The sequence below is a fragment of the Brevibacillus sp. DP1.3A genome (assembly GCF_013284245.2).
Taxonomy (GTDB): Bacteria; Bacillota; Bacilli; order Brevibacillales; family Brevibacillaceae; genus Brevibacillus.
This window is the reverse complement of the sequence record NZ_CP085876.1, coordinates 5475774-5502104: the sequence shown is the minus strand read 5'-3', so window position 1 is coordinate 5502104 and position 26331 is coordinate 5475774. Positions and strand designations below refer to the sequence as shown.

The 26331-nt window shown below is 42.3% G+C and carries 19 protein-coding genes and 1 pseudogene; 14 read left to right on the top strand and 6 right to left on the bottom strand.

Features of this window, described 5'->3' with window-relative positions:
* Positions 1 to 17 precede the first annotated feature (17 nt).
* The gene (locus HP399_RS25205; protein WP_007722256.1) at positions 18 to 356 is read left to right on the top strand and encodes a DoxX family protein; all 339 of its coding nucleotides are present in this window, start codon (positions 18 to 20) and stop codon (positions 354 to 356) included.
* A gap of 47 nt (positions 357 to 403) precedes the next feature.
* On the opposite strand, the gene helD is transcribed toward HP399_RS25205, so the two are convergent.
* The 3 genes from helD to HP399_RS25190 all read right to left on the bottom strand — a co-directional run bounded on the left by helD (position 404) and on the right by HP399_RS25190 (position 4182).
* Positions 404 to 2764 (bottom strand): RNA polymerase recycling motor HelD, encoded by a 2361-nt coding sequence (gene helD, locus HP399_RS25200; protein WP_173620982.1) that lies wholly within the window; start codon positions 2762 to 2764, stop codon positions 404 to 406.
* A gap of 253 nt (positions 2765 to 3017) precedes the next feature.
* Entirely contained in the window at positions 3018 to 3641 is a 624-nt protein-coding gene (locus HP399_RS25195; RefSeq protein ID WP_173620981.1) for a DUF6143 family protein, read from the bottom strand.
* Positions 3642 to 3807: 166 nt separating this feature from the next.
* Positions 3808 to 4182, bottom strand: coding sequence for a DUF423 domain-containing protein (locus HP399_RS25190; RefSeq protein ID WP_173620980.1), 375 nt, complete (start codon positions 4180 to 4182; stop codon positions 3808 to 3810).
* A gap of 197 nt (positions 4183 to 4379) precedes the next feature.
* On the opposite strand from HP399_RS25190, the gene HP399_RS25185 reads away from it, so the two are divergent.
* Positions 4380 to 4562 (top strand): hypothetical protein, encoded by a 183-nt coding sequence (locus HP399_RS25185; protein WP_069846451.1) that lies wholly within the window; start codon positions 4380 to 4382, stop codon positions 4560 to 4562.
* Between the two features lie 320 nt (positions 4563 to 4882).
* Here the strand turns inward: HP399_RS25185 and HP399_RS25180 are convergent, their stop codons facing one another.
* On the bottom strand, positions 4883 to 5524 hold the full coding sequence (locus tag HP399_RS25180) for a hypothetical protein (RefSeq protein WP_017252011.1): 642 nt from the start codon (positions 5522 to 5524) through the stop codon (positions 4883 to 4885).
* Between the two features lie 217 nt (positions 5525 to 5741).
* Between HP399_RS25180 and HP399_RS25175 the strand changes: the two are divergent.
* The 10 genes and pseudogenes from HP399_RS25175 to HP399_RS25130 all read left to right on the top strand — a co-directional run.
* Positions 5742 to 5867: pseudogene (locus HP399_RS25175) on the top strand (SpoVR family protein); the annotation flags it as partial.
* A gap of 389 nt (positions 5868 to 6256) precedes the next feature.
* Positions 6257 to 6451 carry a hypothetical protein gene (locus HP399_RS25170; RefSeq protein ID WP_173620979.1) on the top strand — a complete coding sequence of 65 codons (195 nt, stop codon included), beginning with the start codon at positions 6257 to 6259 and terminating at the stop codon, positions 6449 to 6451.
* Positions 6452 to 6553: 102 nt separating this feature from the next.
* A complete protein-coding gene (locus tag HP399_RS25165; protein WP_173620978.1) occupies positions 6554 to 8794 on the top strand; it encodes a hypothetical protein in 2241 nt (746 codons plus the stop codon).
* A 105-nt stretch (positions 8795 to 8899) separates the two neighbouring features.
* Positions 8900 to 9298, top strand: a complete 399-nt coding sequence (locus tag HP399_RS25160; protein WP_228088307.1) for a helix-turn-helix domain-containing protein — start codon at positions 8900 to 8902, stop codon at positions 9296 to 9298.
* The gene (locus tag HP399_RS25155; protein ID WP_228088537.1) at positions 9214 to 10050 is read left to right on the top strand and encodes an IS3 family transposase; all 837 of its coding nucleotides are present in this window, start codon (positions 9214 to 9216) and stop codon (positions 10048 to 10050) included. The genes HP399_RS25160 and HP399_RS25155 overlap by 85 nt, the downstream gene beginning before the upstream one ends.
* A gap of 271 nt (positions 10051 to 10321) precedes the next feature.
* Complete coding sequence (locus tag HP399_RS25150) at positions 10322 to 11488, top strand: DNA cytosine methyltransferase (protein WP_017252023.1); 1167 nt, start codon at positions 10322 to 10324, stop codon at positions 11486 to 11488.
* A gap of 98 nt (positions 11489 to 11586) precedes the next feature.
* Entirely contained in the window at positions 11587 to 13341 is a 1755-nt protein-coding gene (locus HP399_RS25145) for an McrB family protein (protein WP_173621284.1), read from the top strand.
* A 12-nt stretch (positions 13342 to 13353) separates the two neighbouring features.
* On the top strand, positions 13354 to 14646 hold the full coding sequence (locus tag HP399_RS25140; RefSeq protein WP_173621285.1) for an McrC family protein: 1293 nt from the start codon (positions 13354 to 13356) through the stop codon (positions 14644 to 14646).
* A gap of 220 nt (positions 14647 to 14866) precedes the next feature.
* Positions 14867 to 19846: a DUF4011 domain-containing protein gene (locus HP399_RS25135; protein ID WP_173621286.1), complete on the top strand. Its 4980-nt coding sequence runs from the start codon at positions 14867 to 14869 to the stop codon at positions 19844 to 19846.
* Between the two features lie 99 nt (positions 19847 to 19945).
* A complete protein-coding gene (locus HP399_RS25130; RefSeq protein WP_173621287.1) occupies positions 19946 to 21367 on the top strand; it encodes a SpoVR family protein in 1422 nt (473 codons plus the stop codon).
* A gap of 63 nt (positions 21368 to 21430) precedes the next feature.
* On the opposite strand, the gene HP399_RS25125 is transcribed toward HP399_RS25130, so the two are convergent.
* Complete coding sequence (locus HP399_RS25125; RefSeq protein WP_173621288.1) at positions 21431 to 22198, bottom strand: SDR family NAD(P)-dependent oxidoreductase; 768 nt, start codon at positions 22196 to 22198, stop codon at positions 21431 to 21433.
* Positions 22199 to 22226: 28 nt separating this feature from the next.
* A complete protein-coding gene (locus HP399_RS25120; protein WP_173621289.1) occupies positions 22227 to 22928 on the bottom strand; it encodes an SDR family oxidoreductase in 702 nt (233 codons plus the stop codon).
* Positions 22929 to 23129: 201 nt separating this feature from the next.
* Here HP399_RS25120 and HP399_RS25115 point away from each other — a divergent pair, with 201 nt between their 5' ends.
* Together HP399_RS25115 and HP399_RS25110 are read left to right on the top strand one after the other, a co-directional pair.
* Positions 23130 to 24062, top strand: a complete 933-nt coding sequence (locus HP399_RS25115; protein WP_173621290.1) for a 3-hydroxyacyl-CoA dehydrogenase family protein — start codon at positions 23130 to 23132, stop codon at positions 24060 to 24062.
* 131 nt (positions 24063 to 24193) lie between these two features.
* Positions 24194 to 26176: a methyl-accepting chemotaxis protein gene (locus tag HP399_RS25110; protein ID WP_173621291.1), complete on the top strand. Its 1983-nt coding sequence runs from the start codon at positions 24194 to 24196 to the stop codon at positions 26174 to 26176.
* The last annotated feature ends 155 nt before the right edge of the window (positions 26177 to 26331 follow it).

The window sequence follows — 26331 nt, the reverse complement described above, 5'->3', positions numbered from 1 at the left end:
AGGGAGAATAAAATAAGATGGCTTACGAAAAAGCGTTTGCATTATTACGGATCGGGACGGGAATCTTGTTTTTCATTCATGGCATAGCCAAGCTGCAAAAAGGGATGGCTGTTGTTGTGACGACGTTTGGAGATCTCGGCTTGCCGGGGTGGCTGGCGTATCTGGTGTTGATCGTAGAACTGATCGGCGGTCTCGCGCTGATCATCGGTGTCGGGGCGAGATATGCTGCCTGGGGATTAGCTGCGATCATGGCAGGAGCAATTGTGACGGTGAAATGGGCGAAAGGGTTTGTTGGCGGTTATGAGCTGAATTTGATCCTGTTGCTTGTCACGATTTGTGTGGGTCTAAAAAGGTGAAAAAGAGATCCGGCTGAACCAGTAAGTGGTCAGCTGGATCTCTTTTTTTAAACAAACAGCTCGTAATACTCAGGAGAAACGTTTTCTAAAAATGGACTTTTTTCACCCGAATAGTAAAGGTGCAGCTCGTGCATGGCACGTGTACATGCCGTGTAAAAAAGCTTGCGTTCACTTTCTTCGCCATAGCATGTGGCCGAAGCATCATAAAGGATGACCGCATCGAACTCGACCCCTTTTGCCAAGTAAGAGGGAATGATCAAGATTCCCTTCTCAAAGGAAAGAGTAGCGGGCTTGATCAAGCGAATCGGCAATCTCTCTTGCAAAGCGTCATGGACGGCTTGGGCTTCCTCTAGCGTTTTGGTGATAACAGCGATCGTCTGATGACCACGATCGGCGAGCTCACGTATGCGCGCTTCGATTTGATCGGTATGAGCTTGAGGTGATGTCACTTTGGTTAGCGTTGGCAAGCGACCGTCGCGCATAAATGGCTCAATCATATCCCCGTTTCGCAAAAGTTGTCGTGTAAACAAGACGATGGGATAGGTGGAGCGGTAGCTTTTGGTCAGGACGAAGGTCTCCGTCTTTTCAGGCTCAAACAGGGATGTGACAGCATCAAAGCTATTCTGGTGATACGCATGGGCGTAAATCGCCTGATTCCAGTCTCCCAGCACGGTCATTTTGGCACGGGGAAACAAGCTCTTGATGAGAGCGAACTGAAAGGCGGAGTAGTCCTGGGCTTCATCGAGAAAGACATGACGGACGAGGTTGTTCGTCTGCTTACCCTCCAATCGTTCCTGTAAATACAAATAAGGAGGGATATCTTCACATGCCAAATACTGTTGCTCTAAACGCTCTGTTGTCTGTTCGCACACTGCGGGCCAATTGTCCAATACATCGTGTTGGAGTGTGTCTGGCGCAAGCGTCCCGAGCAAGTCAGGTGACAAGAAGAGCTGGCGGTAAATAGCGCGCGTATCAATAAATTGTAGTTCCCGAATAAAATCGCGCAGTGGCTGAAACTGCTTTTTGACGATCCAGTTGGCTAAGAGCTCCTGCTCGCGTTCGAAGTCATCGAAGGTATCCTCACGAAACTGCTTTTTGCGGCGCAGCGATTGATAGGCAGCTACATAAGCATCTCGGTCAAGTAGCTCCATTTCCTCTTCTACCCATGGTTTTGATCGTTCACGCTGTTCCCGTTTTTTCAGCTCTGTCAGCAGTGATTTCGCAACGAGTACCATCCGATTGGGGATCGGCAGACTCGTATCGAGAGAATAAAACAGTTCATGGATGTGCGCAGCACTGATTAGAGTCTGGTTTCTAAATGTAACGGGGCGAAACAGGATACCAGATTCCTTCAGGCTATTTGCGTATTGATCCATGGCTTGCAAAAACAAGTCGCTTGATTTGAAACGGATTCCTTCCAGCCGCGCCTCGCATCCAGACTGATCACTTGCTGTCAGTACATACTCCATCTGTTCAAGCGGGTTTTCTAGACGGAAGTCGTCACCGAGACGATGCTCCGCGTATTCCTGAAAAGTCGTTTGCTGCATATTTTCCTCGCCGAGCTCAGGAAGAACGGTCGAGACGTAGCTGTTGAACAAGGAGTTGGGCGAGAACAAGACGATTTGCTCCGCGGTCAATGTCTTGCGATAACGGTATAACAAATAAGCGATTCGTTGCAAAGCCGCTGACGTTTTTCCGCTACCAGCAGCTCCGGAGACGATGACGAGTCGGCTGCGTTCGTTGCGGATGATACAGTTTTGATCCCGCTGGATCGTGGCCACGATGCTTTTCATCTGCGAGTCAGCCTGTTTGCCGAGTACCTCCTGAAGCAGCTCGTCACCAATCGTCACGCCCGTATCGAACAGGTGCAGCAATTTGCCGTCGCGAATGATGTATTGTCTTTTGCACGTAATCTCTCCACTTACGCTTCCGCTTGGGGTATTGTACTCTGCTGGCCCCGGCGCGTAGTCGTAATACAGACTGGAGATCGGTGCGCGCCAGTCGTAGACGAGAAATTCTTCATCGTTTTTATCCAGCAAGGAAGCAATGCCGAGATAGATGGCTTCTGGCTTCGATTCCAGCTCTTCTTGAAAATCAATCCTGCCAAAATAGGGAGAGTGCAACAATCGCTGCAGTGTACGCAACTGATTTTGGGCATGGCGATGGATGCGTTCACGTTCGGACAGGACTTCCGCTTGTTGCTTAATACTGGCGTAAGTCTCGACAGCTTCGATGGCATCTTCGAAGTTGACTGTTACATCGTCCCAAAAATGCTTGCGAATTCCGATGATATCCTCGCTCACGACATTCACATGCTCTTTGAGGTCATCTATTCGGTTCTTTATCTCTGAGATGACTCGTTCAACACGTTGTTGTTCGTTTTGCCGATCTTGATCAGTCACGCTCATGGTACCGCTCCTTTTTCGTTCCCCATTTTTGGCCTGAAGGTTTGACAATCGAAAGTGAATGTGGTACTATTATATTGGAGATAAAATAGTTACATATTTACAATTGACCAACAGACCAATTCTCATTTTATCACGTGAAAATTGGCTTTTCAACATGGTATAGGGAAAATACAAAGTGAAATGACAGGGAACTCCTTTGGGGGTTCCCTTTTTTGTTGCGGCTATACTTGTCCGTCAAGCATTCCAGTGAGAGCTACCCATATACGGGTTGTTCCCACCAGTCTATTGAAAAGGAAAAGGATGTCTTCTCACCTGTGTTTGGAACGCGAACGATGAGTGCCATTCCTGGTCCGAGAATCCACTGTCCACCAGGGGTCGCCTCAACGGTGGAGGACGCCGGAATGATTCGCGTGGCAGTATGAATGTGATCAGAAAAGGTATCCGCCATGCCAGTGCCATGCAAAAGTTGCCCTTGGGCGGCGGGACAAGCGGGGAGTTGAACATAACCAGAAGTCACTTGACGTGAGAGAGTTGCACCAGTGAGGGAGGAGCCTTTGCCAAACAAAAAATGTGCTTCTATCGGGTGCGGGGATGGATTGGTGATCATCCAATGGTGGACAAATAAATGAACACCGGAGCGTAAGGGATTCGACAAGGTAGCGATCCCGATAGCCCCATCGCCCACGATCATTTTTTCCGATTGCCCCATAAAGTATTTACATTGATCCGCCATCGACATCGCATACGGAATGTGAACACTCCGACTCAGCTGTTCCGTAGCAGAAGGAGTGGGAAACGGATAGTACCCCATCTGCATGTAGACATCTGGTATTCCGCTGTAAAAGTACGAGGGGCGTGTATAGGAGGGCTTTGTCATGATTTCCTCTCCTTGTGAGTGGGGTAACTGCTAACCCTACAGCATATGGCCATCGTCCATAGAGGGTGTCAGGAGTTGGCGTTATTGGCAGGCAAAGTTCCGATGAAGTCATGGCGTAAAGAAAAAAGGCTGGGAGTCAGAATCCCAACCTTTAGCAAGCTTTTGTCTACGATACGGTTTTCCAAGCATGAATCGCAAGCAGCGCCCATCCAGCGAGGAACAAAACGCCGCCAATCGGGGTAATCGCTCCGAGAACCTTAATACCGGTCATTGCCAGCGTGTAGAGGCTGCCGGAGAAGACCAAAGTTCCGGCTGCAAAGCACCAGCCCGCCCATACGAGGCCAGAAGAATCCGGGTACCATTTGAGCAACAGGGCAACCAGCACCAGAGCCAGCGCATGTGTCGTCTGATAGGTCACGCCCGTATGGAAAATGCCCAGCGAATAGGCGTCCAGTTTTTCCTTCAGTGCATGTGCTCCGAATGCTCCTAACGCAACCGAAAGAAATCCACTGATACTGCCAAGCATCAAAAACAGCTTCATGAGTGCGTCACTCCTTTTTTCGCATAACCTGTACATTTGTCTGTTCTCTATTTTAACGTAAATCGGGTATGAAAGCCCAATTGTAATTTGGTGAACACGCCTTGGACTACCGTACAGACCGCTTGTCAACCTCCGTCATAAAGTAAAGTATCGCAGTGGCAACGCTTACAGGCTGCTGCGACGGGAGGTGACGTAAGATGAACAAATGGATTTCCAACGTAGGTGGTCTCCTCGGTGGCTACGCATTGCTGAAAGCACCGGTAGCTGGTTCCTTCCTTAATGGATTGGACCCGCTAATAGATGGAGTTGGTCTCACCGCTGTGGTCGTATTCGCAGGAGCTCTTATTTATTCTGGTGTACGCGACTGGTTCAAGGGTTAAGAAGTAAGATAGAAAACAAATCAAGGGTGTCTCCAATCGGGGATGCCTTTTTTTCTGGATGAATAACAGAGCAAATTTACAGAAATAGCCTTAGTCCGAACTACTACCGGACTAAGGCTGTTTAGATGCATCTTATTTGTGCTTTACTTGATTACTCTTTTTATTCGAGATTAAATCCATTATACCGATCAAGGCCACTATAAAAATAGACTGCAATAGAGGTTTTACATAGCTGGATTGATCGTAAATAAAGTAAGCTACTATTAAGTTGAGTATGAAAGTAATTAAGTACCCAAAAGTTTTAATTATCTCACCTCATCTCAGAACCAAGGGTCTATTATAGTAGATTCTCTTACATCTACTTCAAGATTACCACCAGTATAATTTGAATTTTTGGTAACTCTTATTTCTTTTTTGATTTCATAGTCTCCAATGAAGTTTCCGTTCATATCAAATTTACCAGCCGATAATTCTCTGTAGAAGTATTTAATAGCAAAATATAAGTTTTCTGTGTCACTACTAACGAAATAATAGACACCGAATCCACCAACAGCAGCTACACCAACTCTACGAGGATCTGGTAATCCACCAGCTTTTGCCCACTCGACTACGGCTGCTCCCAACGCTGTTTTTACTGCTGCTTTGAATTTCTTGGAAGTGTTAATGTCATGCGTTTTCATGTGTACGTAGGGAGTTGGATAAGAAGCAGCAGCTTTAAGACTGGTTTTAAACTCTGAGACAAGCAAATTATTGACTTTAGATATGGATTCAGGTGATGTTTCGACTAACTTTAAATTACCATCTACAATTTTAAAGTCAATATTGTTTTTCTGTAAGATACTGATAACTCTTTCATTGGCTATAGGTGATACTTTTTCATTGACTTCTGCCGCAGAAGCAAGAGGAACACTGAAAACTACCATTAAACAAATGGCAAGAAATAGAGTGTACAACCGTTTCACTATAGGACCTCCACTCATAATGTGTTTACAATTTTGATTATATATGGAAAAATTAGTAAATGAAAGAGGTCTCTGAAAATATTTTTGGCAATGATAGGGGGATAGTTGATTATTTTGTTTGAATTAAAAGCAATATCTATTCTAAATGTTGGCGTCTTTTAACCCGGTGCCCATATGCATAAAGTAGACCGACCGCAAAAGGGGGAGGCGAAACAATTTGACCAACGACAAGCGAAAAGAACTGGAGCGATCCATTGACGAAATTACCGAGATCGCCAAAGGGTTTAATCTCGATTTTTACCCGATGCGATACGAGATATGCCCGTCTGACATCATCTATACATAATGGGGCTGTCCCAAAAGCCGTGAAAACGGCTGAGGAAAGCCCCTTTTTTCGTGGAGATTATAAAGACTTTTCTCGTGCCCTAGCTGCAGTATCATATGACTTTTTGGCAAGACAGTAATGGTAATGACCATCTCCAGACTTCGCTTGTGACCAATGTCTGTCCCCTTTTTTCAAACCTTTCAGCTAGTTTTGCATACGTTTCCTTGCTTTTACTCATGATTAGTACCTCCCTTACAGTTTCACAAGCTGATGTACTCATGGCACCATTATTACCAAGTTAATGTACAATAAACTGAGCTCTGATTTGTCGAAAAAGCACGCATTGTCTAATTTTTTGTGAAAGGGTAAAATTATATTGTGAGTTTCATATTAGGAGGGATCATCAAATGAGAGATCGTAATATAGACGGAAGGTACAGGCAAAAAAGAGGAGATACTCATGTCGGTACCATTGAAGAAAAATATGGTTTGGATTTTGGTGTACGAAGCGACATGCATCTTGAGACCCTCCGCAAACGAGAGGGAGGAAAATCCCTCACACAAATCATAAAAGAGTACAGCGACAATGATGATGAACAATAGGCTTGTTGAAAATAACTTACTTCATGAGAAGTGAAAGGGCATCTAGGAATAAGAAATCCGAGATGCCCTTTCATTATATTATTACCCGGACGGAGGGAATACATGGCGAGGAGAATTAAACAAACGGGAAAATTGTTACATGTACCTAATAAAGCGATTCGATCGTTGTTGTTTTCAAAAGTGGAGAGTACAGCATTAGTAAGACGTTATCTTCAGGTGACGAAAGGAACCACTGTAAAGAGCATAGGGGACGCTCTGATGAGATCCACTAAAGAAACGCTAATCAAAATCGTAAACGCTTGTCCCGAAATCGATCAGAAAGCTATCGAGGATTGTTTTGAAGACAACCGCTATAGTGCTCGTCCTAGTTTTCAGCTATACATGTTAATCCCAATCGATCCGAAGCTTATGCATAAGGATTTTATGAAAAATTGGGGAAAGAACAAAGGCCTGGCCGCGTTAAATCAAATACTTATTGATGAAGTTCATTCGAAGGGAGAATGGAAGAACATCGAGATTATAGACCAAAGCGAAGTTGATCCTTCTACCCTTGAATTTTCGTTTTCATATCATGAACGATATGAGTACATCGAGCCTGAAACGGAAGATAGTAAACATGTTTATGAGTTGAAGTACGGGTTCTTTTGGATGAACATTGATGAGCGGTTTGTGAGCATTAGTGTGCCAACTGATAGTATCTCCACAGTGTTAGCACTTGCCATCCAACAGGTATTTAAAATTTATACAACATCGGTCAATATTTCAGATAACGTCATGAAACGTATGTTTAAGGTTGATGATTTGAAAAGCTCATCGCTTTATCATCCCAAACCACCCGAAGGTATGCCACAACGCTTTACCGTGGCAGATCCGCATATGGGTTCGATAATGGAGAAAATGAAGGGATACGAGGAATACGGCTCTGCACGTTCCACCTATCAGGAAGAAGTCGAGGAAGATACGTTTTCTTCGCTTGGAATCAACTTAAATAAAGGGAAAATTTATCTGACTCGACAACTAAAAGCTTCGACTCTTCGTCGCTGGGGACTTCAACGGATTAAACAGTTGACGGGTTATATGAAGGGTATCTATGAAAAGGGAACGTTAGATGAACAATTTGAAGTCCTTGGATTGAACGACGACGAAACGTTAAAAGATTTTACTCATACAAATGAAGAGAGAGCTGTCATTCTGTCCATATTAAAAACAATCATGAGATGTAAGCAAAATGAGGAACGAAGCATGTCAGTGATTGAGTATAACGTGGAGAACCTGTATAAAGTCTTACGAAAACATACCACTGCCATATTTAAACCATTTTGTGGAGAATGCCAGCATTATAATGAAATCGTATGTCCATCCTGTGGGAAAGCGGAAGTGGTTACCATTCAAAAAAAGGGCGAATTAGAGGGAAGTTGCGGATACTGCCATGAATCTGTTGCTCTCTCCCTTTTGACTTGTACGGAAGGTCACAGAGTGAAAGTAACTTCCTATTACGATGGAATGCAGATGATTCCGCAGATGAACCTAAATGAATTGTTGAACCAATTAGCAGAAAAGTATTTTAGGATACGTCTCCAACTAGGAGAAAAAACTAACTTCTATCTGATTGGCAACACGGTGTATGTTACTAAAACAACTACTTCGAGCAAAGTAATGTACCATATTTCCGATATTCGGAGTCTCAAGCCTGTGTGGGATCGAACACTGACTGATGAGAAGAAAGCAGAAGTGACAGAAATCCTGCAACTTTTGAAAGAGAAATGTAGCAACCACAGTGTGGAAGGCTGTCGCAAATGCCAAAGCGAAAAGAGCTTACTTTGCATCATGAAGCCGTTTGCGACGTTTACGGACCATAAGCTTCATCCTCATCATGGACAAGAATTCGGTGACGTTAGTTTTACGATGGAACTCGAGAATTTGGGAATTTCCGATGCGGTTTTTGTGGGAATGGCAAAGAGCTACGAAGAAGGGACGATAACCCAAAGTCATCGTTTGGGAAGAGAAATGATTCAACAATTTATCGCGAAATGCATTGATGATCGGGTTCATGTTTTGGGGCTTATTATCGCTGCGGATGTTGATCAAGGATTGATTGCTATGTGCAGACACCTAGCAGAAAAACACAACAAGAAAGTGATGATGTGGTGCTTTGATGAGCTAGTTCTTGCTGTGGATTTTGCTCTAGAAAAACTAGGATTGAATCCTGTTGATGTAAAGAAAGCTATCGTATCAGATACCCATAAAAGAACTACGGGTAAGGGAACTGGGAAAGCAAAGGGCAATAAAACAGCCAGTACGAAGGCAAGAAGTAAACCTATAAGAAAGAAAGCTGCAAATTAATAAACCCCAGGCACACAAGAAATCCTTTTTGAAGTGCACCCCTTAAAGTAGACATTGGAAAAACCCCTGCGGTTTACCGATGAAAACTTTAGGGGGTGTATTTTTATGCCAGCAAAGAAAGGGCAGAAGTTTAAGCATTATAGTGAAGAACTTAAGTTGCAAGCAATTCAGATGAGATTAAAGGGTGTTTCCAAACGGGTGATCATGGAAGAATTGAAAATTCATGATGAGGACCGACTAAAGGTCTGGATGCGGAAGTATAGGAAACTCGGAGAGTTTGGTCTTCTAGATCAACGTGGCCGTCGCGAAGAATACATAGATGCAAACAGATATATCGAAAAGTTAAAGCGGGAGAATAAGATGCTAAAAAAGTGCTTGGAAATCTGGATGCGGGAGGTGCAGTCCATAAGTATGCCGCAATCAAGAAAGCAGCAGGAGAATACACCATCAGTGAGCTCTGTAAGCTGTTTGGCGTCTCAAGAAGTGGATACTACGCATACTTAAAACGCCAAGGAATAGATCGGGACAAGTCTATGAAAGATTTAGTCCAGGCTGTGTATAAGAAGTACCACGGTAAATATGGGTATAGACAAATCCAACTATTTCTCCTGCAAGATCATGGGGTGTGGGTCAATCATAAGAAGGTACTACGTCTCATGCAAGAAATGGGGCTCCGTTCTCGAATACGTCGCAAGTATCGTTATCACCTTGCTTCATCGGTTGGGGGGCGAGTTGCCCAAAATATTCTACAGCGTAATTTCAAAGCAGATGTGCCCAATCAAAAGTGGGTAACGGACGTCACACAGTATCGTGTCTCGGATACTTGGCTCTACCTGTCTGCTATTAAAGATTTGTTTAATAACGAAATCGTGGCCTATCACATGGATGTTCGCAACGACAATCAATTGGTCCTACGGACCTTTGAGAAAGCTTTTGAAAAGACGAAAGACGTGACTGGACTGATCGTTCACAGCGATCAAGGATTCCAATACACGTCCTACGCTTACCACGACATGCTGCCAAAGGTTGGCGCCCAAATCAGCATGTCTAGAAGAGGCAACTGTTATGACAATGCCTCGATGGAGAGCTTCTTCTCGCATCTTAAAACGGAAGGGCTCTATCCTTATGATATCCGAAGTATCGATGAGGCACAAAGGCGAATCGAGAAGTACATTGACTTCTACAACAAAAATCGCCCGCAGAGAAAATTAAAAAAGCTGACGCCTGTTGAATTCAGACGCCAGCTAGTGGCCTAACGGCCCGGGTTTTTCTTACTGTCCACTAAACGGGGCCTTGACCATTTCGTGTGCTTGGGTTTTTCTATGAATAGTTTGATTTAGTGGAAAGAGCAAAGTTAGGCGTTATTGAAAAAAGAGAGCCATATTTCGCTCAAGAGAACGTTTTTTAAAGATGTGTATTGTGTAAATTGTGGATGACACGCTCTGTTCGCTATAAAAATGTCGCTTTAGAAGTTATAATAAGTGGTATGACACTTGAAGGCTTCATCGAAATAGGAGGTTAAGTAGTTTGGAACCTTTTGATAAAAAACCCACAGTATTAAGTATGTTTTGTGGCTGTGGAGGACTAGACTTGGGATTCCACGAGAGTGGGTATGACGTAGTGTGGGCAAACGATATTAATGAAGATGCTTGTCTTACGTATGAACACAATCTTGGACAAGTTGTTAGAGGAAATATTGAAGACTTAGAGATCCCTGTTATAAAGGATCTGGACATTCTTTTATCGGGTTTCCCTTGCCAGTCATTTTCAAATGCTGGTAATCGTAAAGGAATCTACGAAAAAAGGGGAAACTTATATAAGTTTACTTTGAAATACATCGAAGTCCTTCGTCCAAAAGTAGTAATGATGGAAAATGTGCGAGGTTTACTATCCACGAAAACGGAAACTGGATATTTACTTCCAGAGATCTTCCAAAGCCTAACCAAAATGAACTATGAGGTGCATTTCAAACTGGTAAATGCTGCTCATTTTGGGGTACCACAAAATAGATTAAGGGTAATTATTGTTGCGTTAAAAAAAGACGCGGCATTAGGTAAGTTTTATTTTCCAGAACCTATTACTGGACTAGACTTGTCTATTCAAAATACCATCTTTGATATCCCGGCAGATACACCAAATCAAGATGAAATGCTGAAATTAAATCCCCAAGCACTATATTTAGGGGACTTTGTTCCAGAGGGAGGTTCATGGAAGGATATCCCGACAGAAGTGCTACCTGATCGATTGAAGAAAATTAGAGATAATATGGAAAAGTACAGATGGCCCAACTTCTATCGAAGATTCCACAGAGATGAGATTGCTGGAACGATTACAGCTGCATTTAAGCCCGAAAATGCTGGTGTATGGCACCCTGTTGAAAAAAGAGTGTTTACAACAAGAGAAATTGCCAGAATACAGTCTTTTCCCGATGACTTTGAATTTAAAGGACGCACCATTAAAGCAAATTATGAAATGATCGGGAATGCAGTGCCACCGAAACTTTCCTATGCTTTTGCTAGAGAACTTAGAAAAGTTTTAGTTGGCGAAGACATCCCAAAAAGAGGGGAAGTCAGACTGTTTTCTCAGATAGGCTTCGGGTCAGTTCCAATTCGTGTTAACGATCCTGAAGTTATTTATGATTACTATGAACCTATTCAAGAACAGTTGAGTTTTATTAAAGCACTCGGACAATAATTATTAAGTGGGGGGTCTTTATAAGATCCCCTCTTGTTTTATGATCTACTGTCCAGACTTTGAAACGAATGCTGATAAATACTTTTGGAGTTGAGAAAATGTACTTTTCGTCAAGTGTGTTTATAGATAATTTCGAAAGATTGAGATTAACTGTTAACGATGGGAAGAAAGGGATAGAGCAAACTACAGGCTTAGCCACCTTTTTAGCTGTAGATATGGCACAGAAAGAAACTGGACAAGAAATTTTAAATTTACACCCAGAAAACAGACAGCATCGTGAACGGGTGACAAGCAATTTTGTAAACGTCCTTTGTGTAGGTAGAAGAGATGGGATTGAACTCCAAGTAAACAATTTGGGGATGATCGAATTTGAACAGAGGAAACTGGATAAAAAGTTTAGCTCGAACGTTTTAACTACACCAGTAAAAAGAGCATCCGAAACTGTTGGAACAAGGAATTACCCGAGTCGACCGGCACCTTTGCTTACATTGGGACTTGAACTTGTATCAGGTAATAAGTGGGGTGTGAAGAAGTTAGACAATTGGACAGAGACTTTTATGACTTTTTTCAACGATAGATTATGCGGCCAAGATACTTTTCCGTTAATTGTGTATCTTTTACGGGATCATTCTTTTGGTTCTATTCCTGATCCTTCCAAGGCTTTAATCGATGCTTTACAACTCAAGTTTACGAGTGAATTAAGTGACTATCTGGTGACCCACGCAAGGATACCTGATAATTGGGATACTGGAAGCTTTTTTTCAGAAATACCCATTTCAATAGAAGAACTTGAAGACATTGCAGCAGAGAGTGAGGAGCCTGAAATGGTTACAGGTAATCTTCAGGAGGGAGAAATAGATAACAGTTTACCTAAAAACTTAATTTTATTTGGACCTCCTGGAACAGGAAAGACATTTCGTACTGCAGAGTTAGCACTGCGGATGTGTGGGAATTGGTTAGCGGAATTTGGCTCAGCTGAAAAAAGATCCGAGGTCATGCAAACCTTTAAGCAGCTTCAAGACTTAGGGATGATCGAATTTGTTACCTTCCATCAATCAATCGCTTATGAGGAGTTTGTTGAGGGCATTAATGCCAAAGTTGAAGATGGAGCTGTACATTACATAATCAAAGACGGCATATTTAAAGAGATTTGTAGTAGGGCTGAACAGTCAGGAAAGAATCATATCCTAATTATTGATGAAATTAACAGGGCTAATATCTCAAAAGTATTTGGTGAGTTGATTACGCTAATCGAGGAAGATAAAAGGGCGGGCGAGTTAAATGAGATCAGAGTTCGCTTACCTTATTCTCAACAACTATTTTCTGTTCCCAGCAATTTATACATAATTGGAACGATGAATACAGTTGATCGCTCAATCGCACTTATGGACGTGGCACTAAGAAGAAGGTTTGAGTTTGAGGAAATCATGCCACAGACTGATTTACTTGGAGTAATAAAGGTAGACGATGAGGAAATCAACCTGTCGCAACTAGTAGAAACAATAAACAAAAGAATAACTATTTTGCTCGATAGAAATCATACATTGGGGCAAGCCATTTTTATGCGGGTATCTAGTTTAGAGGGGTTAATATCGGTTATGAAATACAAATTGTTGCCATTGTTACAGGAATATTTTTATGGTCAGTGGGATAAAATTGGTGTTGTTTTGGGTGATAACTTGAAAGAAGACAAGGATCTTAAGTTGATAGTGGAAGATAAAGAGTATGACACAGAAAAACTATTGGGAAAATCAGATTACATGGATCAGTATGATCCGATTTATACAGTAAACCCTAAATTTGGTACAGATGAAAAACACGATATTAAAATAATCAAGAGTATTTACGAATAGTGGGATGGTTCCATGATACCAGTCATTAGTGTAAAGGAATATGAAGCGATACTAATAGGTAATCGGTTCTCGCTTGAAAAAAAGATGATAACTAGGTCACAAGCCTCTTTGCTAGAGAAATTGGAACGAGAACAGGGCAAGTCCATTTTTAAATGGGGTAATAATCAGATCATCCCCCAACAATGGATAGGAGTAGCAAGTGTCGCAAATCTACAAGTGGAAATTTTACCGAAGTTGTCCGTGGATGATTTTCAAAATATCAGAAGAAATCTCCTTTACATGTTGACAGTCGCAAGAGAAGTTCCTTTTAGGGTTCAAGACCTTGGAAGATATGATACTCAAAAACACACGTTTTTGGAATGCTTTATTAAAGTTTTTATAGACAAATTGACCTTTGCCATTAAAGCTGGTGTGATCCATCAATACAACCAGATCGAAGAAAATGTTCCCTTTCTCAAGGGGAAACTAATAGTGCCCGAGCATTTACGAAAGAATTTTTATAACCGAAGTAAGTTTTATGTTGGCTATGACGAATATTCCATACAGAATATACCAAATAGGATATTGAAAGCAACTATAGGTAAGCTCACCAACATTTCGAAACTTTCAACTAATAAGAAAGAACTTCAGTTACTCAATGCCTTATTCTCGGAGGTAGATGAAAGGGAGTTTAGCATTAGTGATTTCAATTTGTTAAGCTTGCCAAGGACCGTACATCAGTCTTATAAGGAAATATTTGGAATGTGTAAGGTATTTTGGGAAGATGAATCACCAAATTTAAGTAGTGGTTCTTCACAAAGTTTTAGCCTGCTTTTTGATATGAATGTTATCTATGAGAAATTTATCCAAAACCTTTTAGTGCAGTATAAAGACAAAGTAATGGACGAAAAAAGCAATGTTTTGACAAAACGTGATGGGACATCAAGGTTTTTGCTTAAAAATCTACAAAATCGCGGGGCATTTAGGTTAATGCCAGATAATTGTATTTATAACCAAGATGAAGGAAAAATAGTAAAAATAATTGATACTAAATGGAAAGTCCTAGACAATAGAAAATTGAACTTTGGAGTTAGTCAGCAAGATATGTATCAAATGTATGCATATGCAAGAGAGTTTGAGTGTAGTAAGATTGTTTTACTATATCCAAACAATCAAATACTACCTATGGAACTACCGAAATATTATAACGAAACTTTTCATGACAGGAAAATTGAGATATCAGTAAAGACTGTTAATCTTAATTACAGGCTTCCGGAAGAGATTGATCGTTTGATTATGGAATTAAAGGAAATTGTACAAATTTAGTGGGTTAATTATAATTCATTTCTTAGACAGTTAACTGTTGAAAATTAGTACTAAGCTGCTTTACTCCTTCACTTGATGAAGGAGTTTATTTTTTTGCGGGCAATTTACTTTTTTGCACTAAAATACTACCATCGAATTATTAGTATAAATTACTCATATTTTATATCGAGGGTGCAGTAAAAACATACAGGAAATCATGCATGAAAGGGATTGGGTAAAATTGGCGATCAAATACGAACAAATTCTTGAATCAAAATTGAATAAATGGAAATCAAACCTTATTGATCTTTCCAAACGAAATCGCTTACTTAACTTTGCTGAAAACAGTTCTTCAGTCCTGCGTTTTAAGATGGAAATGGAGGATTTGTTCAGTGGATTACTTGAAGATTACCAATATAAAGTAAACAGCATTGTTGATATGCAAGCGTATGTTTTGAAAGAGAAAAGACGGAAGAAACGTAGTAAAGACATTACGGTTAGTGAAGCAGACCAACAAGTTAAATTATGGGGAGAGATTGCAGATAAGGATGAAGATGAAATTGAAAATGCATATGGAAAATTAGAAAAACAGCTCAATGGTATTCGTTTGAAAGCTAAAACCTTCAGTGATGAAAAAGGGATCAACACGCTTTTCATTGGCTTTGGTTTTTTAAAGTGGAAAGAATCAGATGACAGCAATATTTATATTAAATCGCCAATTGTACTGCTCCCCGTAATCTTAAAAAGAGAGAATGTAAATGAACCGTATTGTATCGAAAAATATTCTGATGAGGTAACAATTAATCCTACCTTACTTCAAAAACTAAAAGTTGATTTTGGATTAAATTTTTCCTTTAACCAAGAAGAAGGCGACCTCACATTAGCGGATATCATTACTCAATTTGAATCCCAAATCAGAAATCAAAAGGATTGGGAAGTAGTAAAGGACTCTTATCTAGGATTGTTCTCATTTAGTAAACTCGTAATGTTCAAAGATTTTGAGCAGTATGCTGATTTGTTAAAGAAACACGAGCTAGTTCAAAAATTGGCAGGCGTTTCTGATCAAACGACTTATTCTGAAAGGGATTCCTATGAAGATATTCGAGAACACGACAGAAAAACTCGGTCAGCTGAATCCTTTCAAATTTTAGATGCAGATTCAAGTCAGCAAGAAGCTATATTGGCAGTTCAAAAAGGAAAAAGTTTTATAATCAGTGGTCCACCTGGAACCGGTAAGAGTCAAACTATCACGAATATTATTGCTGAATCTCTTGCGAAAGGAAAACAAGTGCTATTCGTCAGCGAGAAAAAGGCAGCCCTAAATGTGGTTAAAAAACGTTTGGATGATCAATTCCTCGGTGACTTTTGTCTTGAGTTACATAGCAATAATGTCAGCAAAAGGTATGTATTAGAGGAGTTAATTCGAACTTCTGGGTTACTTTATTCGCCGAATCGATCCCCAGTAAATTTTGATTCTTTTGATCGAATGAAGGCAAGATTGAATGAGTATGTGGATGCTTTACACACAAAAATTGAACCCTTGCAATTAACTCCACAGTATGTCCATGGCCTTTTAGCGAAGATGCATGATGTTGATGAATTAGCCTATACCATTGAAGACATACAATCCGTCAATCGTTCACGATTAGAGGATATTAATGAACTCTTGCAAAAAATGGAGACTTATTCTGATGTGATAAAAAACCATGAACAACATGTATGGAGAGGGGCTTTACAGACACGTTTCACGCTTGAATTGCAAGGCAACATCTCCGCCAATTTTCGTAAGTTAGCTAATGGACTCGAAAGCGTGGAAGATAAAATTAGGAACATGCCTTCTTTTATCTGGGCGTATTGGGGGACGACTCCAGAAACAGTAGAGCGAATTCAAAATCTAAGTAACTCGTTGAATCAAATTCCCAAAATTCCTAGGTATTGGCTTAGTGATGATAAATCGTATGATACTAGCAAAGAAGTTTATGATCAAATGAAGGAAACGTTTCTACGATTTGCAGGGAAACAAAATCAGTTGTTCGAGTTTTATAACGAAAATGTGATTTCCTTAGATCTTGATCAAATTGAGTATACAATATCAAGAAAGTTCCAGCATGAATTGCATGGACTAATAAAGAATCCAGATACGTTTCTTGATGACATTGTAGCTTGTAAACAAGAACTTCTGAATGCCGTCCAAAAGACAGAGAAAGAACTAGCGATTTTGTTAAGTACGCAAGCTTTTTCAAATGAAATATTTGGAGTACAGTTTCCGAATGTATCTATAAACAATATTCAAGCATTTTTGACCATTGGGAAGTACATTTTAATAAATCCAACCCCAACCCCTGTATGGTTTGAACGAGCTAAACATCAGCAACTAATTGAGGAAGTCAGAGAGACGAAAAGCAAGTTTGAAGAGTACACAAGTGAGCGTATGGCATTTGAACAAAGGTATGATCTTGATTTACTGAACGAGATAGATGTGAAAGATGTTTTTCAAAGATTTATGAACGAATATGCGGGTTTCTTTCGTATCTTTAAGAGAAGATTTTGGGATGACAAGAAAAAGCTAAAATTATTTCAGAAAGAGAAAACAAACCTATCATACGAAGAGCTTAGTAAGGACCTCAGGCAGGCAGTAAAATTGGTGGAAAAGAAAGCCTGGATAACTGAAGCGGATCCTGAATTGAAGAGGCGTTTTGGTAAGACTTATCAAGGTGAACGAACCGATTGGGAACAACTGTGTCAGAATATGATCAATGTATATGAACTTTGTTCTTTCTTGGAAGCTGCCGAGCTTCCGAAATCAGGTATTGAAAAACTAATGCTTGACTTGAATAGCTATCAGTTGGAACGAGTGAAAACAAAGTTCCACGAAATAACGGAGGCACTCTCTCGGTTTAATAACCAGATGGGAATATTATTCGACCAGGTACACATCGCAAATGTATTGGAACAAAAAGACGAAGATCTTTTATTTGTTGAAGGTAATTTGCAAAGAATCCATGAAATATCTGAAGAATTACAGACAGGTGTAAACGAATTAACCCAGTTCTCAAATAAAAATAGGTGGAAAAACAGCAAAGAATTTATAGCAGATATCCATGAAATAAAAGAGTACATGGAAATGAAGCAAAACATTGAAAATGTGATGAATGATTATCAGTATCTCTATGGTCCACTGTTTCATAGATATGAAACCGATTGGAATGAAGTATTTTCGGCAATTCAATGGACTCAAAAGTTATTGGATATTTGGGATGGCAAGGTTCCTGAATCAATGATTGAGTTAATCTTTGATGAATCTCGCATCCAATATGCTCAATTCATGCAGCATGTTAGAGAAATAGCGATTGCTTGGAATAACACGGTAAGAGAGAGGGACTTCTTTTTTACGGTTTTCCCAAGGGATGCCAAATTATTTGGACAAAATACTTTCCAGCAAGCGGATTTACGTAACATCATTCAACATCTGGATGTTTGGGTTGACGAATCCTACAAATTAGAAGAATGGAATGCTTTTCAAAATGTATTGCAGGAATCTTCCGAATATGGAATTGCGGAATTTGTTTATGAAATCATGAATCCAGATGACCATCAAGGGAATACCCGTGACTTATTCCTTAAACGGTTTTATAAACTATGGTTAGATTATGCGTATTCTCTGCTCCCAAGTCTATCCCTGTTTTATTTTGATCAGCATCAACGACTTCTGGATGAATTTAAGAATACGGATCAAGCTCAAATAAAGCAAAATGGAGCACGGCTTCATCATATTTTGATGAATAATAAAGAAATGTTTCTTAATTCATTTACAGGTATACAACATACTGAAGCTTCTATTCTAAGTAGAGAAGTTCAAAAGCAAAAACGACATAAAGCTATTCGTCGATTATTTTCTGAGATACCTAATCTGCTTACAGCATTAAAGCCTTGTATGATGATGAGTCCCATGTCTGTTAGCCAATTCATCGATCCGAATATCATCAAGTTTGATGTAGTTATTTTTGATGAAGCATCCCAAATATGTTCAGAGGATGCCATCGGTTCTATCATGAGAGGCAAACAAATCATTATTGCCGGTGACAATAAACAGTTACCACCAACACGCTTTTTTGGGACTACAGCCGAAGAAGACGAGGAGTTTATTGATGAAGAGGATTCAACAAATGAAATTTATGAGAGTGTCCTTGACGAAGCAGCTGTATTTATGCCAACCGTACCACTAAAATGGCACTACAGGAGTAAACATGAGTCACTCATCGCTTTTTCGAACCGTGAAATCTATAACAACGATCTTTACACGTTCCCAAGTTCAAGTTCAGCCGATAACGATGGGGTGTCACTTGTTTACGTTTCAGAGGGAGTTTATGATCGTGGAGGAAGTAAGAAAAACCGGATTGAAGCAATGGCAGTAGCGAAGCTGATCTTTGAGCATTTCCTTAATTCACGCCGAAGCTTGGGAGTAATTGCATTCAGTGAAGCACAGCAAGAAGCGATACGTGATTATGTAGATGAGATACGAAAGAAACGACCAGAGTTCGAGAAATTTTTTACTGAGGATACTGCTGAACCATTTTTTATTAAAAATCTCGAGAATGTACAAGGAGACGAACGGGATACGATTATTTTTAGCGTAGGATACGGAAAAGATGGGAACGGGAAATTGCATTATAACTTTGGGCCACTTAACAAACCCGGTGGTGAACGTCGTTTAAATGTAGCTATTACTCGTGCAAAATACGAAGTCAAAATCGTTTCTAGCATACTCCATACGGATTTAGATGATGAAAAGCTGAACAAACTAGGCCCTCAACTTCTAAAAAGTTATTTGTATTATGCCAGCACCAGAGGAAAATTTAATCCGAATAGTAGTACCAATTCAGATGTTGGGTTTGATTCCCCATTAGAAGAAGATGTTTATGATGCATTAACGGCTCGAGGACTCATCTTACACAAACAGGTGGGATGTTCCTCATATCGAATTGATCTTGCGGTTGTAGACCCTAATCATCCAGGGAGGTATTTACTCGGTATTGAGTGCGATGGAGCTACTTATCATTCTTCCAAAACGGCACGAGATCGGGATAGGCTGAGACAACAAGTTCTTGAGTCGCTCGGATGGAAAATACACCGCATTTGGTCACAAGATTGGTTTAAACGGAAGAGACATGAAATTGAAAAAATCGTAAGTTTGGTAAACGAAATCAATTGTAAAAATTAGTACAGAACGTAATTGATTTTAATAAGTAGGATGTTTCTTTTAGCTGTTTCCCCCATATACATAAAGTAGACCGACGGCAAAAGGGGGAGGCGAAACGATTTGACCAACGACGAGCGAAACGAACTGGAGCGATCCATTGACGAAATTACCGAGATCGCCAAAGGGTTCAATCTTGATTTTTACCCGATGCGATACGAGATATGCCCGTCTGACATCATTTATACATTTGGCGCGTATGGAATGCCGACACGATTTTCTCATTGGAGTTTTGGGAAGTCGTTCTACCGAATGAAACTGCAATATGACCTGAATCTGAGCAAAATCTATGAGCTCGTCATCAACTCCAATCCTTGTTACGCGTTTCTTTTGGACGGCAATTCCTTGATCCAAAACAAGCTCATTGTGGCTCACGTCCTTGCTCATTGCGACTTCTTCAAAAACAATGTGCGCTTCTCCAACACCAATCGGGATATGGTCGAAAGTATGGCGGCCAGTGGAGAGCGGATTCGCCAGTATGAAATCGAGTACGGCAAGGATGCTGTCGAGAATTTGCTCGATGCGAGCTTGGCGATTCAGGAGCATATCGATCCGAGCTTGCTGCGTCCAAAGCTGCGTTGGAAACGAGAGCCAGAGGAAATGAACAAAAAGACGAAGAACGAACGGCGATCCCCATATGACGATCTCTGGGGATTGGACCGCAAAGCAAAAGAGGAAGCCGAGCTGGTAAAAGCACCACGCAAATTCCCGCCAGAGCCGGAAAAAGACCTCCTGCTGTTCATTATGGAATACAGCAATATCTTAGACGATTGGCAACGGGATGTGCTGACGATCATTCGGGATGAGATGCTGTATTTCTGGCCGCAGATGGAGACGAAGATCATGAACGAAGGCTGGGCCACCTACTGGCATATGCGCATCCTACGGGAAATGGAGCTGACTGAATCGGAGACGATCGAGTTTGCCAAGCTGCATTCCTCCGTCATTCAGCCTTCGACGACGAGCATTAATCCGTATCATTTGGGTCTGAAAATTTTGGAGGACATTGAGAAACGCTGGGATAATCCGACCAAGGAAGAGCAGGAACGCTTCGGACGCAAGCCAGGAGAGGGACGCGCGAAAATTTTCGAGGTGCGGGAGCTGGAGTCCGACATCAGCTTCATTCGTAACTTCCTGACCAAGGACCTCGTCAGTGATCTGGATTTGTACATGTTCGGCAAGCAGGGCAACGATTGGGTTGTCGCGGAAAAGCAGTGGGAAAAGGTACGCGATGGTCTTGCGGGCACACGGGTTAATGGGGGATTCCCTTATGTACTCGTGCACGATGGGGATTACTTACGCTCCGGCGAGCTGTACTTGAAGCATCATTTCGAGGGGCTGGAGCTGGATGTCAAATACGTAGAAAAAACATTGCCTTACGTCTATTCCCTATGGGGAAAATCCGTTCATCTGGAATCGATGGTGGAGGATCGACAGGTGTTGTTTACGTACGATGGGAAGAAGGTACATCGTCGCTTTTTATAGGGGAAAAAGGCCGCATGCCCGGTGGAAGCTGACCGAGCGTGCGGCCTTTTCTACGTGTCCGAACTAGGACAACTGATCCGTAATTCCGATGTGACTGCTGATCCCGCCGTCCATGGTGATGCTGGCTCCGTTGATGTACCCGCTATGTGGTCCGACGAGATGATAAACCATCTGGGCGATTTCCAATGGATGAGCTACACGTTTTACCGGGCTTTTGGCGATGACCCGATTCATATAATCAGAAATATCCTCCGGACGTACGCCCATCGCAGTATCCACATACCCCGGACAGATGGCATTACAAGTAATCCCGTGCTCTCCCCATTCCGCCGCAATTGTTTTTGTATAGCCGATCATGCCGTGTTTGGAAGCGACGTAGGTGGATGAATGTGCAGAGCCTAGTAAGCCCTGAATGGAAGCGATGTTTACGATCCGCCCGTAGTTCCTTTCTTTCATTTTGGGCAACAGGTTTCTGCAAAATAGGAATACACTCTTCAGGTTGGTATTCATGATCCAATCCCACTCTTCATCGGAGACCTCGTCTACCCGGTGGAATGGCCCGCCCACTCCTGCATTATTGACCAAGATGGTGACATCCCCGAAATGCGATTCCACAAGCTGGATGGCTTCTTCAACCTGCGCTCGTTGACCGACATCACAGCGAATGGGCAAGGCTTGACCGCCTGCCTGATTGATTTCTTTGGCGACTAACTGTGCCTTTTCTTCTTGTACATCAAGAACAGCGACATGGACCCCATGTTGAGCCAAAAGTTTTGCTGCTGCGGCCCCGATCCCATTGCCTGCTCCTGTGATCATTGCTACTTGCTGCATTTGTAAACTCTCCTTATTAATCTGTCATTTAGAGAATGCCTTTAGGAGGAAGGATTTTGACTTCATCGATTCGAACGTGGAGGGGACGGGAGGCGATATCTAACACGGTATCTGCCACATCTTTTGGTACGAGCATCGCACTCGGATCAAAAAAATGCCGGTCCTCCGTCATGTTTGTATGAACGGCGCCGGGAAAAATGGTGGAGACTCTTACATTGTCGTTTTTCCATTCTTCATTGCAAATTTGGGAAAAGCCTTGGACGGCAAATTTCGAAGCACCATAAACGCCGTTTTCCGCAATGGGAATATAGCCTGAGACACTAGAGATATTGATGATTCGGCCCCCGTGAGCTTTCATTACCTTGTATCCTTCGCGACTACAAAGAAAGAGTCCAGTTACATTAGTGCGGAAAACATTCTCCCATTCTTCTAAGCTTGTTTGTTCAACAGGCTTAAACACGCCGACTCCTGCATTGTTGACGAGGACATCTAGACGTCCGTATATCCTTTGTACACGCGCAAATAGGGCAAGGACACTTTGCTCGTCTGTCACGTCTAGCTGTATATTCGTCACACTTCCCGGTTCAGCGTGTGCGATTTCGTTGGGATGAGGCGCGGATCGAGAGGTTGCCCAAACAATCGCTCCTTCTTTTGCCAGAACATTTGCCATTTCAAGACCCAATCCTCGACTGGCTCCTGTGATGACCACGACTTTATTCAGTAGTTTCATGTGTACCTCCGGATATAAAACGTGCATTCCAAGAATTGGGTTCATTCAAGCGTTTTTAATGGTACAAAAATTTGCTTTCCCCAACAAGCGCCATAGGAATGAATTTCGGTAAAAGTAGTAGGAATTTGCTTGGCAGGAACTAGGTATTTGATCGTGGAAAGCTTTGTTAGTAAACCTATTTCACCCTGGGAGGCTCATTCTATGGAAAAGCATGCGGCTGTTATCGGATCAGGTGTTATGGGACATGGAATCGCGCAGCTATATGCATTGGCTGGATTTCGTGTTTCTCTTTACGATTTGCAGGAAGAGTTTTTGATGAAAGCGAGAGCTAGCATCGAGCACAGCCTTTCCCTTCTGGTTGCAGAGGGAGTGATTGCAGACCAGTCTAGAGTAACAGCACTCGAACATATTGTCCTGACCACGGATTTGCGAGCGGCAGTATCTGATGCAGAAGTCATCACAGAAGCAGTACCAGAAGTCATCGAGCTAAAGTGGGAGCTGTTTGAAAAGCTGGAGCAATACGCAAGGCCAGATGCGATTATTGCTTCCAATACGTCTACGTTTTCGATTGCGCGACTGATCGAAAAAGCAACTACGCCACAACGCTATATCATTACACATTTTTTCAATCCGGCTCAATTGGTTCCGTTGGTCGAGATAGTCAAGCACGAGAGGACCGCGCAGGAAGTGGTTCGCAAGACGATGCAGCTAATGGAAGAGATCGGGAAGTCTCCGGTTTTGCTGAAAAAGGATGTACCGGGCTTTATCGCCAATCGGCTACAAACAGCCTTGATGAGAGAAGCTTTTCATTTGCTCGCAGAAGGTGTAGCAGATGCAGCCCAGATCGATACGGTGATGAAAGAGGGCATTGGCTATCGTTGGGCTTTTGTCGGGCCTATTGAGACGGCGGATTTTGGCGGACTTGATACGTGGAAGCGTGTGATGGATAACCTGGCGCCAGAGCTGGATGCGTCGACAAAAGCACCCGCCATCATTGAAGACAGAGTAGCAGAAGGCAATCTCGGCACCAAGACCGGAGCAGGTATTTACTCGTATAAGGATACGTCTGTTTCAGAAAAGCTTCGTGTACGTGACGAACAGTTCATTCGCTTGGGGAAAATGAAGCGCGGTTGAAATGGCTTACAGATAAATACTTTATTCGTAAATTTTTCACTAAATACTCATTCATTCCTAGCCGATATTAGATTGGGGTTATATCATGGAAAAAATTTCCCCAATACAACCTAGAAAGTAGTTGAGAATGAGTGAGAGTTGGCCTAATAAATTGGAGTAGAAGCTTTAAAACGAGGTTAATCGCAGCCTTTCTATTGATTCTGCTTGTTCCTACTATTGTCGTTGGAACACTGGCTTCCAATCAGGCGAAGCAGGAGATGGAAAAACAGATCTTGAACAGCGCTAAAGAAAATGTCGGGCTGGTCAATTCGATTGTGACGAGTACGATTAAACCCAAGCTGGACACCATTGAGTTTTTAGCCAAAACCGTTAACAAAAGCATGTATCCAACCAAAGACAGTGCAGCGCTCGTCATGCCGCATCTGGATATTTACAGTGGAATGCTTCCGGACACGAATGGCATTGGTTTGGGGACAGTGGACGGCCAGTATTATCAATCCCCGAAGGTAACAGTAAAGGCAGGTTTTGATCCGCGAACGAGAGAATGGTACAAGAAAGCGATGGAAAATAAGGGGAAGGCTGTCATTACGGAGCCGTATGTCTCAGCAGCATCAGGCAAAGTCCTCGTTACCATTTCTAAAACGACGGATGATGGATCAGGTGTGGTCGGAATTGTGATGGGTGTCGAGCAGATCAAAGGTCTGGCGGATATGGTCAGTATCGGAAGCGACGGGTACGTCATGATTTTGGACAGCAACAAGAAGTTCGTTGTTCATCCAGAAAAAGAGTCTGGCACTGTAGCGGAAGAGAGCTATTTTGAAAAATTGTATGAAGGTGCATCAGGTGACTTCCGTTACGACGAGCAAGGCAACGAACAAGAAGTGCACTACACGACGAATGAGCTGACTGGCTGGAAAATCGCTGGAAAACTGGATCGTTCGGAGATACAGAACTCTGTACAGCCAATCTTCACCTTTACGTACATGACAATCGCTATTTGCTTGATTGTAGGAGGATTGATCGTAACGGTTGTACTGCGCTCGATTATCCGATCTATTCATGCGGTCAAGGTACATGCAGTCAAAGTGAGTGAGGGTATACTTACTGAGCCTATCCAGGTTCGTTCCAATGATGAGATTGGTGAGCTGGGTCGCGCCTTCAATACGATGCAGGACAACCTGCGCACGCTCATTTCGGATGTAGAGACAAGAGCAGAACAAGTGGCCGCTTCGTCTGAGCAATTGACCGCGAGTGCGCAGCAGACGAGCATCGCCACTGAGCATGTTGCCACGGCCGTGCAAGAAGTTGCTGGCAGCGTAGAGAAGCAAACGAATGGAATTGACCAAAACGTCCACTCTCTCCAAAATATATCAGACGGCGTAGCGCAAATTGTGGAGAGTGTACATGGATTGACGGATATCGCTGAGCAAACAACTATTCACGCAGGTGAAGGCGGCGAATCGGTTCAGAAGGTAATGGGCCAGATGGACTCGATTCACGCGTCTGTGGAACAGCTCAATCACATGGTTCATTCCCTTTCAGAACGCTCCAGAGACATTGTCGCCTTCTCCGAAGTGATCAGTGGAATTTCGCAGCAAACAAACCTGCTTGCACTGAATGCAGCGATCGAGGCGGCACGGGCAGGCGAGCATGGCAAAGGATTTGCGGTTGTAGCAACAGAGGTAAGGCTGTTGGCAGAGCAATCGCAGGAATCGGCCAAGCAAATTTCCGACCTTATCGTAGAAATTCAACGTGATACGCAAGAATCCGTTGAGACTATGGAGAAAGTCAGACGCGATGTTTCGGAAGGCTTGCGAATTTCCAAAGGTACGATTGATAAATTCGAGGAAATTTTGACAAGCACGAAACAAACAAATCCTCGTATCGAGGAGGTCTCGTCGATCGCTCGACAAATCGTAGCAGCTGTTGCGGAAGTAAAGGTGACAGCGAACGAGTTGGCGATGATTGCAAAAGGCAATGCAGAAACAGCAGAGGAAGTAGCCGCTTCTACAGAAGAGCAGCTCGCATCGATGCAAGAAGTTTCAGCATCTGCCCAATCTCTGTCATCGTTGGCAGAAGAGCTGAATACGATGATCAATAAATTTCGCTACTAAATAGTCTACCAATACCGACCGTCCTGTCTATCATACATAAACAGGGCGGTTTTTCTATGGCTCGGGGGGCGATATATTCCCGGCTTTTTTTATCTATTGCAGTTCTATATATTTTTTACTTAATTAACCTTCCTTCGTTACCGATATAAAAAATT